The sequence below is a fragment of the Microbacterium sp. NRRL B-14842 genome, from assembly GCF_050470785.1.
In genome coordinates this window covers 405,671-418,486 of sequence record NZ_JBFLUM010000001.1, presented here as the reverse complement: position 1 = coordinate 418,486, position 12,816 = coordinate 405,671, and the positions used below count along the sequence as shown (strand labels likewise).

Genomic DNA, 12,816 nt, shown 5'->3' with positions numbered 1-12,816 from the left:
CGTCCGCCGCGGTCAGCTCGCGGCGAGGCGCTTCTTCTCGGCCTCGACATCGAAGTCGGCGACCGGCCACTGGGGATCGATGTCCTCGAGGGCGGCGAGCAGCAGCTCCTGCACGGCCAGCCGCGCGTACCACTTCGCATTCGCCGGCACGACGTACCAGGGAGCGGACTCGGTCGACGTGCGGTCGAAGACGGTCTGGTACGCCTCCATGTACTGCGGCCAGAGCATCCGCTCGTCGACATCGCCGGGGTTGTACTTCCAGTGCTTGTCCGGCCGTTCCAGACGCTCCATGAGCCGCGCCTTCTGCTCCTCCGGCGAGATGTGCAGCATGACCTTGACGATGCGGACGCCGGAGGCCGCGACGCGCTCCTCGAACGCGTTGATCGCATCGTAGCGGCGTTCGATCTCCGCGGGATCGGCCAGCTGCCGCACCCGTCCGATGAGCACGTCCTCGTAGTGCGAGCGGTCGAACACCCCGATGAACCCGGGCTCGGGGAGCCGCTTCTCGACGCGCCACAGGAAGTCGTGCCGGCGCTCCTCCTCCGTCGGCGCCTTGAACGCCGCCAGCGCCACGCCCTGCGGATCGACAGCGCCGACCACGTGCCGCACGATGCCGCCCTTGCCCGCGGAGTCCATCGCCTGCAGCACGAGCAGCACCGCATCCTGCGCCGTGCCCACCCGGCTCTCGGCGAACAGCCGCTCCTGCAGGTCGTTCAGCTGCTCGAGACCCGCTTCGAGGTCGGCCGTGCCGCGGGACTTGCCGTGGTCGTAGCCGGGCTTGCTCTCGGGGTCGACGTCGGCGAGGCGGAAGCCGGGCCGCACCCGCAGGTTCTGCGTCCAGGTGTGCGCGTTCATACGCACATGATGCCAGTCACCGCGGCAGCGGCACCTCGATGATCTGGCGACCGCCGCGCGGCGTCGTCAGCGCCTGGTCGAGAGCGGTGCGCGTGGTGACCCGCTGATACTCCCAGCCGTAGGCGAGCGCGAGGTGCTCCAGGCGGACACCGTGCGGGGTGTAGAACACACGATCCAGGTGCGCGGAGGGGGCGGTGCCCGCCACCTCCAGGCCGTCGAAGATCGTGCCGCCTCCGTCGTTGCCGACGATGACCTGGAGGCGCGGCTCCGTCTCGTCACTCGGGAACAGCAGCGCACCGACGTCGTGGAGGAACGCGAGGTCGCCGAGCAGCACCCGGGTCACACCCGGCGCCCCGGCGGCCTGGCTCGCGACCGCGACGCCCGTGGCGGTGGCGATCGTGCCGTCGATCCCGGCGAGTCCGCGGTTGGCGTGAACGGGGACCTTCTTGCCGCCGAGCACCTCGTCGGCGACGCGGACCAGGCGCGACGATCCGAACACGAGGCGGTCGTGCGGCCAGGTGGCCCGCCACACCGCATCCACGAGGCGCTCGCGGTCGAGCGGGCGGCGCACGGCGTCGAGTTCCGCGCGCACGGCGACGCGGCGGGCGGCGACGTCGGTGGAGGAGAGCCCTTCGGTGTCGGGCGCGTTCTCACTGAGATCCACGGCCTCGGCGGCGGCGGCCCGCATCCACGCTCCGAGCCACTCCCTGTCGGTCTCCCCCGGGGCGACCGCGACGGCCGCGACGGCGCGCGTGCGGTGGTTGAGGTTCAGCTCCTCGCCGCCCTTGCGGACCGCGACCACCTCCACGTCCGCGCGGGAGAGCAGGCGCGCGGCCTCGCGGCTGAGCGTCGGGTGGCCCAGCACGACCACCCGCTCGATGCGCCCGCCGAGGTCGTCGCGGGACAGCAGCCGCCGGTACCCGTGGACCACCTGGCGCCCGAATCGCGCGCCGCTGACGATCTCCGCGATGAGCGGCCAGCCGCCGACGTGGGCGACCTCCTCCGCCTCAGCGCCCGCATCGGCGCCCGCCAGGACGACCGTCCGGGGACCGCGCTCCAGCGGGAACGCCTCCGGCTCCGGAAGCCGCGGCGGCTCCCCCGGTGTCAGCGTGCGTGAGGGCATCGCGCCCGACAGCGGCTCGCGGGAGGGCAGGTTCAGGTGCACGGGGCCGGCCACGCCGGGAAGCCCGGACTCGGCATCCGCCGCTCCGAGCGCGAGGGCGACCACTCGCGCGGCGAGGCCGTCCCAGTCGCCGTCCCCGGGGACGGCGGCGTCGATCTGCGCCCGCACCCAGGGGTGGAAGAGCCCCTCCTGGACGGTGGCCTGATTCGCACCGACCCCCCGCAGCTCGGGAGGCCGATCCGCGGTGAGCAGCAGCAGCGGCACTCCGGAGTGGAAGGCCTCCATCGTGGCCGGGAGGAGGTTCGCGACGGCCGTGCCGCTGGTGCACACGACCGCGACGGGGACGCGGGTCTCCCTGGCGATGCCCAGGGCGGTGAATCCGGCGACCCGCTCGTCGATCCGCACGTGCACGCGGAGCGGGCCCTCGTCGGCGAAGGCCGCCGCGGCGAGCGCAAGAGCCTGCGAACGCGACCCCGGCGAGAGGACGACGTCACGCACGCCGTGGGACACGAGGTCGGCGAACAGGGAGGCCGCGGCCTCCATCGCCGGCGACGAGGTCACGGGCGCGGATCCGCGGCGGGCGGCTCGTCGGTCTCCTCGTCGAGCCGCGCGAGCTCCTCCTCGAGGCGACGGATCCGGGCGTCCTGCTCCGCTTTGCTGATGCTGCGGAGGAACGCGGGGTCGTCGTCCGGGGCGACGGTGCGCGGCACACCCTGGTCGTTCGCCCGGCGACGGCCGATGACGAACCAGAGGATCCCGCCGATGACGGGGATGAGGACGACGATGGCGACCCAGGCGGCCTTGGGCACGCCGCGGTGCCGCGTCGCCGGCTGCACGGCGCAGTCGACGATGCTGTACACCCAGAACACGGCGGCGAGGAAGCCGCCGATGATCAGTAGTCTCGCCACCCCTCCAGTCTAGGCACGTCGGGGCCGGTCGGGCCCGGAGACGGCAAAGGCCTCGTTGCTAGACTGCGCGGGACATGCCGCCCCTCGCCCCCGTCCCGACGCCGCGAGCGCGCGCCGAGCGGATCCTGCCGAGCCGGATCATGATCGCCGTCGGCCTCGCGCTCCTCCTCGTCGTCGGTGCCTGGTCGGCCTCCCACGGGTCGGTGGATCCGCATGCGACCCTGTGCCTCGCCCCCGGCGTCTCGCAGCCCGCCGACGCCACGGCAGCCGGAGTCCCGCTCGTCGATGGCCCCTCGGCCGATCTGGCTTCCGATGCGGCGGCGTGCGCAATGGCGGCCCTCTGCTGCGTCGCCCTCGTCCTGCTCCTCCGGCACCTGCGCACCCGCGGCGGCGTCCGTCTCCGCGGTCTCCTGCCCCGGGCGACCGCACGCCTCCGCGCCGGCCCTCGCCCGCTCCTCCCCGCGGTCTCGCTCGTCCAGCTCTCCATCTCCCGCACCTGATCCGACGCCGGCCCCGGCCGCGTCTGCGGCACCCCTCGTCGTATCCCCCGTGTTTGGAGACCCCATGAAGACCCCCGTCAAGGCGACCCTGATCGCCGTCGCCGTCGCCGTCGTGCTGCTCGTCGCCGGCATCGTCTACGCCCTCAGCCAGCAGCCCGCGAAGCCCGATCCCGAGGCCGGCGAGAAGCTGCCCACCGTCCGCACCGACTCCCACGTCCTCGATGAGGGCGGCCCCGACGCCGTCACGGTCGTCGAGTTCCTCGACTTCGAGTGCGAGGCCTGCGGCGCGTTCTACCCGATCGTGGAGGAGCTGCGCGAGACCCACGACGGCGACATCCGGTACGTCACCCGGTACTTCCCGCTGCCAGGGCACGTGAACTCGACGCAGGCCGCGCTGGCCGCCGAGGCCGCTGCACAGCAGGACCGCTACGAAGAGATGTTCCACCGTCTGTTCGAGACGCAGGCCCAGTGGGGCAAGCAGTCGACGGAGACGCCCGAGGTGTTCCGCGCGTTCGCCGAGGAGCTCGGGCTCGACATGGCCGCGTACGATGCCGCGGTCGCCGATCCGGCGACCCTCGCCCGCGTGCAGCAGGACAAGCGCGACGGTGAGCGGCTGGGGGTGAGCAGCACCCCGACTTTCTTCGTCGACGGCGAGAAGGTCGAACTCGTCGAGTGGAACGACCTGGAGGAGGCGATCGCGGCGGCCGTCGCCGAGTGACCCCGCCGGTGGGGTCGCCGTGCGGCGGCCCCACCTCTACGCTGAGCGCATGACCTCGGAGCGCCCCTCGTCGGCCCGTCTCCTGTTCGGGGCCCTGCGGACCACGCCGGCGACGCTGACGATGATCGGCCTGGTCCTGCTCACGGGCGTGATCTGGCAGGGGCTGTGGCGGCCGTTCGAGGACTCGGCGCTCTTCCCCGCCGTCGCCTACGGGCTGCCGAGCCTGGCCGAGGGCAAGTGGTGGACGCCGGTCACGGGGACGTTCTTCGTCAACGAACCCTGGGTGTACCTCTTCACCATCGCCGGGTTCTGGGGCATGGGCTACCTGGAGCACCGCCGCGGCACCCGGGTCGCCCTCGCCTACTTCACGGTCGGGCAGCTCTTCGCGATCTTCGCGACGGCTCTGTTCCTCCTCCTCGTATCGCAGCTTCCGTGGGCGTGGGCGCAGACTCAGGCGCAGGCCCTCGACGTCGGCGCATCCGGCGGGACCATGGCCTGCATCGCCGCCGCCGTCGGCCTGTTCCGTCCGCCCTGGCGGGTGCGCGCGTGGCTGGTGCTCCTCGGATTCGTGTTCGTCGCGATGATGTTCTGGGGAGAGCTGGCCGACCTCGAGCACCTGTTCGCGGTCCTGCTGATCCTCTTCGTGGACCGGAGTCTCCGCGTGCGGCGCACCACGGTCCGGGAGCAGCGACTGATCGCCGTGATGGCGGTGCTCACGCTCGTGGCCATCGAGATCATCACGGTCCTCGTGCCGACCGACGGCCCGTTCGGTCCCACCGATCCCGCTTCGGGCGGTTTCATCGACACGGCGATCGACGTCGCGGTGATCCTCTTCATCGCGAACGGCCTGCGGCGCGGTCGCCGCTGGGCGTGGGTCGTCGCCGTCATCCTCGGCCCGCTCAACGTGCTCGCCGCCACGCTCGTGCTGGTCCTCATCATCCTCACGAGCGAGGCACAGCTCGAGACGGTGATCGATGCGGAGACCGAACTCACGCTCGCCACCGGGATCCTCTGGGCGCTGGTGCTCACCTATCTGATCGCGGTACGCCGGGCTTTCCGTGCGCGCCGCTCGACGGCGCTCGGCCGGCAGCCTGTCCCGACGGGAGACGAACTCCGGCGCGAACTGCGGGCACATGGCGGGGGCACGCTCTCCTGGATGACGACATGGGAAGGCAACGGCTATGCCCGCGTGGACGGCGGGATCGTCGCGTACCAGCGCCGCAACGGCGTCGCCCTGGCCCTCGCCGATCCGATCGGCCCGGCGGAGTCCCGTGTGACGGCGGTGCGCGACTTCATCCGCACGGCCGAGGACGCCGGACTCGTGCCGTGCTTCTTCAGCGCGGACGAGGCGACGAGGGCGGCAGTCCCGGAGACGTGGCGCAGCCTCGTGGTGGCGGACGACACGATCGTCGACCTTCCCGGCCTCACCTTCACCGGCAAACGCTGGCAGCCGGTGCGCACATCGCTCAACCGGGCCGGGCGGGAGCAGATGACCTTCCGGCTCACCCACCTGGCGGCGGAGACCTGGGGCCTCCGTCAGCAGCTCCGTGGGATCTCCGAGGCGTGGGTCGGCGACAAGGACCTTCCGGAGATGCGGTTCACCCTGGGAACCCTGGAGGAGGCGGAGGACCCCGAGGTGCGGCTCGCCCTCGCGATCGCTCCGAACGGCGACGTCGACGGCTTCCTCTCGTGGTTGCCCGTGTACGGGGAGGGCGGGGTGGTCCGCGGCTGGACCCTCGACCTCATGCGGCGTCGCGAGGGCGGTTTCGGACCGGTGATGGAGTATCTGATCGGCGCCTCCGCGCAGCAGTTCTCGGAGGAGGGAGCCGAGTTCATGTCACTCTCCGGCGCTCCCCTCGCGCACGACTACCCGCCGGACGCCGGTGTGATCGCCGCGTTGAGCGACCGGCTCGCCGATGCGCTCGAGCCCGTGTACGGCTTCCGCTCGCTGCACCGCTTCAAGGAGAAGTTCCACCCCCGCTACGAGACCATGTACCTCCTCTTCCGCGACGAGAGCGACCTCACCCGCATCGGCGGAGCGCTCACCCGGGCCTTCCTCCCCGACGCCACGCTGCGGCAGTTCGCCGGGGCCGGGCTGGAGCTCGTCCGCGGCGAGCACTGATCCTCGCGCCCGGGCCCTATCGAAAAACCGCCGATGGGAGTACATTCCAGGCAGGACATCTGGTCATGCTGTCGCGAACGCGAGTGGAGTGGTGATGGACCCTCAGAACGTGTTGCCCTTCCCCCCGACCCCCTCGGCGAGCACCGCGGGCCCGACCATCGCAGAATCCACCTACACGCCACGCGTGAAACCCGATCGACTGCCCCCGGATGCCCCGAATGTGCTGATCATCCTGATCGACGATGCCGGTCCCGGCCTCCCTGACACGTATGGCGGCGAGGTGCGGACCGACACCCTCTCCCGGGTCCAGGGCGAGGGGGTAGGTTTCAACCGATTCCACACCACCGCGATGTGCTCGCCGACACGCGCATCGCTGCTCTCCGGCCGCAATCACCATCGGATCGGCAACGGACAGATCGCGGAGCTCGCCAACGACTGGGACGGGTACGCGGGCGAGATCCCGAAGAGCAGTGCACTGGGTGCAGAGGTGTTGAAGGACTACGGGTACGCCACCGCGGCGTTCGGCAAGTGGCACAACACACCGGCGGTCGAGACCGGCGCCTCAGGGCCGTTCCACAACTGGCCGACCAGCATCGGCTTCGAGTACTTCTACGGCTTCCTCGCGGGCGAGGCTTCCCAGTACGAGCCGAATCTCGTCCGCAACACGACGAGCGTCCGCCCGGGGAAGACCCCCGAGGACGGGTACCACCTCAGTGAGGACCTCGCGGACGACGCGATCCATTGGCTGCGCACGCACAAGGCTCTGCAGCCGGACAAGCCGTTCTTCCTGTACTGGGCGACCGGATGCCTGCATGGTCCGCACCACATCATGACGGAGTGGGCGGACAAGTACGCCGGCGCGTTCGATGACGGCTGGGACGCCTACCGCGAGCGCGTGTACGCCCGCGCCAAGGAGAAGGGTTGGATCCCGCAGGACGCCGAGCTGACCCCTCGTGACCCGCGTCTGCCCGCATGGGACGACATTCCCGAGGACGAGAAGCCCTTCCAGCGGCGGCTGATGGAGGTCGCGGCGGGATTCGCCGAGCACGCCGATGTGCAGGCGGGCCGCCTCGTCGATGAGCTGGAGCGGTTGGGGTACGACGAGAACACGCTCATCCTCTACATCTGGGGCGACAACGGCTCCTCCGGAGAGGGACAGAACGGCACGATCAGCGAACTGCTCGCGCAGAACGGCATCCCGTCCACCATCCCGCAGCACATCCAGGCGATGGAGGAGATGGGCGGACTCGATGTCCTGGGCACGGCGAAGGTCGACAACATGTACCACGCGGGCTGGGCATGGGCAGGCAGCACGCCTTACAAGGGGATGAAGCTGCTCGCGTCGCATCTCGGCGGCACCCGCAACCCGATGGCCGTGCGCTGGCCGGCGCGCATCACCGCCGACCCGACGCCTCGGACGCAGTTCGTGCACTGCACTGACGTCGTGCCGACCCTCTACGACCTGATCGGCATCGCACCGCCGGACGTGGTGAACGGCATCCCGCAGGATCCGATCGACGGCTCGAGCTTCGCCGCGGCCCTCACCGACCCCGCGGCACCGGAAACCCATCGCACGCAATACTTCGAGATCATGGGAAGCCGCGCGATCTACCACGACGGCTGGATGGCGTCCGCCTTCGGGCCGCGGGCCCCTTGGATCCCCGGTCTGCCGGAGGGCATCTTCGAGTGGTCCCCCGACCACGACACCTGGGAGCTGTACGACCTGGAGCACGACTGGTCGCAGGCGAGAGACCTCGCCGAGGAGAGGCCGGACAAGCTCGACGAGATGAAACGGCTCTTCGCTTCCGAGGCCGCGCGGAACAGCGTGTATCCGGTCGGCGGTGGGCTCTGGGTGCCGGTGTTCCATCCAGAACTGCGGATCTCCACGCCGTACCGCGAGTGGAACTTCGCGGGCGACATCACCCGCGTACCCGAGTTCATCGCTCCCGCACTGGGCACCCGCGCCAACCGCGTGACGATCACCACGACTCCCGGCGCCGCTCCCACAGGGGTCCTCTACAAGCTGGGCGGTGCGGGCGGAGGGCTGACGCTCTACGTCGACGACGGGCATCTCTGCTACGAGTACAACCTGTTCCTCATCCAGCGCACGAAGATGCGCTCGGAAAGGACTCTGCCCGCCCACGGGGTCACGATCTCCGTGGTCACGAGCTACATCGACCCCCGACCGGGTGGTCCTCTGTCCGTCACGATCGAGGTCGACGGCGAGGAGTGGGCCACAGGCACCGTACCCGTCAGCGTCCCGGTCCTGTTCACCGCGAACGACTGCCTCGATATCGGCGTCTCGCTCGGGGGCTGCGTCTCGTCGGACTACCTGGATCGGGCCCCATTCCCGTACTCGGGCACCATCGACGACGTTCACGTCGTCTACGGATCGTGAGCGATCCGGCGCCCGCGCGGGGACCGGCCGCCGCGGCCTGGAACGAGGCGAGGGTCCGCCGCCGGTTCGTCAGCCCTGAACTGGTCTCCGGCATCGTCCTGGTCAGCGTCGTCATCGCCATCGCGGACGAGGCCGGCGGCATCCTCGACGTGTTCGCGGTGACCGTCCTCAGCGTCCTGGTGTTCTGGGTCAGCGACGTCTTCGCGCACACGGTCGCCGCGCAGCGACGGCGGGCGGATGACGAGCCGGTCGACCTGCGGACCTCCCTGGCGACGGCGCTTCGGGAGTCACACGGCTATCTCCTCGCGGCCGTCGTCCCGGTGGCGTTCCTGCTGGTCGGCCTCCTCGGTCCCTACGACGGGAGAGGGGCGTACTGGATCGCACTCTGGGTGCAGGTCGCCGTCCTCGCCGTCGTGGGCTGGATCGCCTTCGGGGGACGCGGGATGCCCTGGCCGCAGCGCGTCGTGGGAAGCCTGGCCACCGCTGCTCTCGGGGTGCTCGCGGTCCTGCTGAAGATCCTCGTGCACTGACGGTCGCCCGCGGACGTCAGCAGTCGAACGGCTCGCGCCGGGCCTGCGCGTCGCCGGACTCAGGCCCGCGCCTCGGCCACCTGCCCGGCGACCTCCCCGGCGACGCCATCCCGAGTCTCCGCGGCCGGACGCTTCGCCGTGTTCGCGATGTGCGCCCGCGCGACGACGAGCGCGGCGACGACCATGATCCCGACGCCGAGCCCGTACGGCGCGGCATGGCTGACGGCGGTGTAGAGGGCGGCCGCGATCAACGGGGCGACGGTGCTCATCGCGGCGTTGAGGGACTGGGTGGCACCTCCGAGCCAGCCCTGTTCGTCGTCGCCCACGGCGTTGGACATCGCGCCGTCCATCGCGGCCTGGGCAGCGCCCTGACCGGCGGCGAGCATCAGCGCGCCGACGATGAAGAGCCACGGCTGGGCGAGCAGCGAGGCCACGATCGCGAGACCGGCGAGACCGATCGCCTGCGCGACGATGGCGCTGACGATCACGCCGCGCTCCCCCATCCGTGGCAGCAGGATGCCGAGCAGCACCCCCTGGATGAGGATGTCGATGATGCCGACCCCCGCCGTGAGCAGGCCGATCTGCGTCGGCCCCCACTGGATGGCGTCGAGGGCGAGGACGCTGAAGTTGTTCACGAAGAACCCGAACGGTAGGGCGAGCAGCGCGAACGCGATCATCAGCCCGCGGAGCTCGGGGCGGCCGAAGGCTGTGCGGAACACCCCGAACGGCTGGACGTCGCGGAGGGCGATCCTGGCGATCCGGTTCTCCGGTCGCAGGCTCTCCGGCAGCAGGAAGATGCTGAGGATCGCTATCGTGAGGCCGACCGCCGCAGTGAGGAAGACAGGCAGACGGAGATCGATCGCGGCGAGCAGACCGCCGATGGCGGGACCGATCATGGTGCCGATGCCGGTCAGTGCGCCGAGGAGGCCGAAGCGCTGCGCGCGCTTCTCGGGCGGCGTGATGTCGGCCAGGTAGGCGAACAGGGCAGGGAGGTCTCCGGCCGTCAGCCCCTGGATGACACGGGCGAGCACGAGCACCCAGATCGCCCCGCCCACGCCGAACAGCGCCATGGAGAAGGCCGCGCCGAACGCCGCGACGATGATGACGGGTCGTCGTCCGAACCTGTCGGAGAGCCGCCCGAGGAGCGGGGCGGCGAGGAAGGCGCACAGCCCGTTGACCGCTTCCAGCACCCCGACCCAGAGGGCGAGGTCGTGTTCGTGCGCGACGTACTGCAGCACGACGAACGGCAGCACGGGCAGGACGACGGTCATGCCGATGACCGTGAGCATCGTCAGGACGACGAGCATGACCCACGCGCGGCCGGCGCCGCGAACGGGAGAAGGAGGTGAAGTCATACCGAAAGTGTAGTGATACCGGTTTTGGTGTCAATACACTTTCTGGTCGAGTGCACGATAGGGTGGCCGCATGACGACGCCCCCGCCCCTGGGTCGCCGCGAGCGCAAGAAGGCCGCGACCCGCAAGAACATCTCCGACGTGGCCACCCGGATGTTCCTGGAGCGCGGGTTCGACAACGTCAGCATCCGCGAGGTCGCGGACGCCGCCGATGTCTCCCCCACCACCGTGTTCGCCCACTTCCCGCAGAAGGAGGCGCTCGTCTTCGACGAGGACGACGAGCAGCGCGACCGCCTCGTCTCGGCCGTGCGCGGCCGGTCGACCGATGTGACGATCAACAAGGCCATCCACGACTTCTATGCGGCCGAGATCGCCGCCAACCTCGATGAGCACGGCGACGACGTGGCCCGCATCTTCCTGCGCTTCCTCAACGAGACACCGGCGCTCCGGGACTACGCGTCGAAGATGTGGCTGCGCCACGAGGACGCGCTCGCCGAGGCCATCGCCGACGAACTCGACATCCCGGCCCCCACCCCCGAGGTCCGCGTGTACGCGCGGTTCGTCCTGCAGATGCAGATCCTCGTCACCGAGAGCGACGACCAGCAGAGCGTGCTCGACGCCGGCTCGGCCCTTCTCGAACACGGCTGGGCCCCGATCGAGGAGCAGCTCGTCGGCTCGCGGAGCGAAGAGAGATCCGCGGACCTCAGTCCTCGCGGGGGCGCCGCCGCAGGCTCTTGACGTCGGTGCGGCGATGCTTCGCCGTCAGCCGACGCTCCTTCGACCCTCGACTCGGCTTCGTCGCCCGCCGCGTCGGCGCCGGCGGACGCACGGCCTCCGCGACGAGCGCAGCGAGCCGTTCTCTGGCCGCTTCCCGATTGCGCAGCTGCGCGCGGTGCTCGGACGCGGCGATCGTCAGCACACCGTCGACCAGGCGCCCGCGGAGCCGCTCCCGGAGCCGGTCGCGCTGCGTCGGCGACAGGGCCGCGGAGTTCGCCGCATCCCAGACCAGCTCCACCCGGGAGTCCGTGGTGTTCACGCCCTGACCGCCCGGCCCCGACGATCGCGAAAAACGCCACGACAGTTCGGCCTCCGGGATCGTCAGACCCGCGGAGACGCGGAGTCCGGGGCGAGGGGCGGAAGGCATGCCTCCATCATCGAGGATGAACGGCCGCGAGCGCCGAGTGGACGCGACGGCGGGAGTCGAACCCGCAACGCCTCCGGATATGAGCCGGGGCCCGGGACCGCCCGGATCGCCGCGATGGGGATGACGTTACCCGGCCGTGATCCTTCCCACCAGGACCGTTCCCTGGGATAACGCCATGAGTCGCCGGATGACGCGGACGGCTAGCGTCGCCGCCGCTCGTCGTCAACCGGTTCGACCACTCCCGACCCTCCCCGTACCGTCGCTCGCACCGATGACGTCCGAGCAGGAGGCCGACATGTCCGAATCTCAGCACAACGACAAGACCCCGACGCCGATGGCGGAGGCCGGGGATCCGCAGGCGCGGCTGGAGGCCGAGGCCCGCCGCGCGATCGTGACCGGGGCCGACTCCGGCATCGGCCGCGCGACCGCCGTGGCCCTCGCCGCGGCGGGCATCGACGTCGGCATCACGTGGCACAGCGACGAGGCCGGGGCCCAGGAGACCGCGGACGAGGTGCGCAGCCACGGCGCCCGGGCGGTGGTGACCCAGCTCGACGTCTCCGACATCCCCGCCTGCGGCGACGTGATCGACGGGCTGATCGCGGAGCTCGGCGGCGTCGACGTGTTCGTCAACAACGCCGGCGCCGGGCTCCAGACCCCGTTCCTCGACGTGACGCTCGACGAGTGGAACCGGGTGCTCGACACCGACCTCACCGGAGCCTTCGTCTGCCTGCAGCGGGCGGCCCGGTCGATGGTCGCCGCAGGTCGGGGCGGACGACTCATCTCCGTCACCAGCGTGCACGAGCACCAGCCGATGGTGGGGGCGAGCGCGTATGACACGGCCAAGCACGGCCTCGGCGGGCTCATGAAGAACCTCGCGCTCGAGCTCGGCCGGTACGGGATCAGCGCCGTCAGCGTCGCCCCGGGTGAGATCGCGACCCCGATGACCGGGCAGACGGACACCGACCCGCACGCCGAGGATCGCCCCGGTATCCCGCTCGGACGCCCTGGCGACGCCCGCGAGGTCGCTGCGCTGATCGCCTTCCTCGCCTCGCCGGAGGCCGCCTACATCTCGGGGGCCTCGGTCGTGATCGACGGCGGCATGCTGCAGATGGGACCGCAGGCGGGCGCGGCGATCGAGAGCCACGACTGGCGCACGGTCTGAGCG

The 12,816-nt window shown here is 70.9% G+C and carries 12 protein-coding genes and 1 tRNA gene; 7 read left to right on the top strand and 6 right to left on the bottom strand.

Annotation, left to right across the window (positions count from 1 at the left end):
• Positions 1-12: 12 nt before the first annotated feature.
• Genes AB1285_RS02050 through AB1285_RS02040 form a run of 3 tightly spaced genes read right to left on the bottom strand, consistent with a single transcriptional unit; the run spans position 13 to position 2,886 of the window.
• The gene (locus AB1285_RS02050; RefSeq protein WP_370428637.1) at positions 13-855 is read right to left on the bottom strand and encodes a polyphosphate kinase 2 family protein; all 843 of its coding nucleotides are present in this window, start codon (positions 853-855) and stop codon (positions 13-15) included.
• A 16-nt stretch (positions 856-871) separates the two neighbouring features.
• Entirely contained in the window at positions 872-2,521 is a 1,650-nt protein-coding gene (gene menD / locus AB1285_RS02045; RefSeq protein WP_259955228.1) for a 2-succinyl-5-enolpyruvyl-6-hydroxy-3-cyclohexene-1-carboxylic-acid synthase, read from the bottom strand.
• A 14-nt stretch (positions 2,522-2,535) separates the two neighbouring features.
• Positions 2,536-2,886 (bottom strand): PLD nuclease N-terminal domain-containing protein, encoded by a 351-nt coding sequence (locus AB1285_RS02040; protein ID WP_101848410.1) that lies wholly within the window; start codon positions 2,884-2,886, stop codon positions 2,536-2,538.
• 74 nt (positions 2,887-2,960) lie between these two features.
• Here AB1285_RS02040 and AB1285_RS02035 point away from each other — a divergent pair, with 74 nt between their 5' ends.
• The 5 genes from AB1285_RS02035 (at position 2,961) to AB1285_RS02015 (ending at position 9,154) form a co-directional block, all read left to right on the top strand.
• Positions 2,961-3,386, top strand: coding sequence for a hypothetical protein (locus AB1285_RS02035; RefSeq protein ID WP_259955219.1), 426 nt, complete (start codon positions 2,961-2,963; stop codon positions 3,384-3,386).
• A gap of 64 nt (positions 3,387-3,450) precedes the next feature.
• Positions 3,451-4,104 (top strand): DsbA family protein, encoded by a 654-nt coding sequence (locus tag AB1285_RS02030; protein ID WP_370428636.1) that lies wholly within the window; start codon positions 3,451-3,453, stop codon positions 4,102-4,104.
• Between the two features lie 49 nt (positions 4,105-4,153).
• Positions 4,154-6,226, top strand: coding sequence for a bifunctional lysylphosphatidylglycerol flippase/synthetase MprF (locus AB1285_RS02025; protein WP_370428635.1), 2,073 nt, complete (start codon positions 4,154-4,156; stop codon positions 6,224-6,226).
• A gap of 184 nt (positions 6,227-6,410) precedes the next feature.
• Positions 6,411-8,624 (top strand): arylsulfatase, encoded by a 2,214-nt coding sequence (locus tag AB1285_RS02020; protein WP_370428634.1) that lies wholly within the window; start codon positions 6,411-6,413, stop codon positions 8,622-8,624.
• On the top strand, positions 8,621-9,154 hold the full coding sequence (locus AB1285_RS02015; protein WP_370428633.1) for a hypothetical protein: 534 nt from the start codon (positions 8,621-8,623) through the stop codon (positions 9,152-9,154). The genes AB1285_RS02020 and AB1285_RS02015 overlap by 4 nt, the downstream gene beginning before the upstream one ends.
• A gap of 59 nt (positions 9,155-9,213) precedes the next feature.
• On the opposite strand, the gene AB1285_RS02010 is transcribed toward AB1285_RS02015, so the two are convergent.
• Positions 9,214-10,509: an MFS transporter gene (locus tag AB1285_RS02010; RefSeq protein ID WP_370428632.1), complete on the bottom strand. Its 1,296-nt coding sequence runs from the start codon at positions 10,507-10,509 to the stop codon at positions 9,214-9,216.
• 70 nt (positions 10,510-10,579) lie between these two features.
• Here AB1285_RS02010 and AB1285_RS02005 point away from each other — a divergent pair, with 70 nt between their 5' ends.
• Positions 10,580-11,245, top strand: coding sequence for a TetR/AcrR family transcriptional regulator (locus AB1285_RS02005; RefSeq protein WP_370428631.1), 666 nt, complete (start codon positions 10,580-10,582; stop codon positions 11,243-11,245).
• Here the strand turns inward: AB1285_RS02005 and arfB are convergent.
• Both arfB and AB1285_RS01995 read right to left on the bottom strand, forming a co-directional pair.
• Positions 11,211-11,651 (bottom strand): alternative ribosome rescue aminoacyl-tRNA hydrolase ArfB, encoded by a 441-nt coding sequence (gene arfB, locus AB1285_RS02000; RefSeq protein ID WP_187662297.1) that lies wholly within the window; start codon positions 11,649-11,651, stop codon positions 11,211-11,213. The two genes, AB1285_RS02005 and arfB, sit on opposite strands and share 35 nt — an antisense overlap.
• A 38-nt stretch (positions 11,652-11,689) precedes the next feature.
• Positions 11,690-11,765 (bottom strand) — tRNA-Met (locus AB1285_RS01995).
• 220 nt (positions 11,766-11,985) lie between these two features.
• Here AB1285_RS01995 and AB1285_RS01990 point away from each other — a divergent pair.
• Positions 11,986-12,813, top strand: a complete 828-nt coding sequence (locus AB1285_RS01990) for an SDR family oxidoreductase (protein ID WP_187664219.1) — start codon at positions 11,986-11,988, stop codon at positions 12,811-12,813.
• Positions 12,814-12,816: the final 3 nt, after the last annotated feature.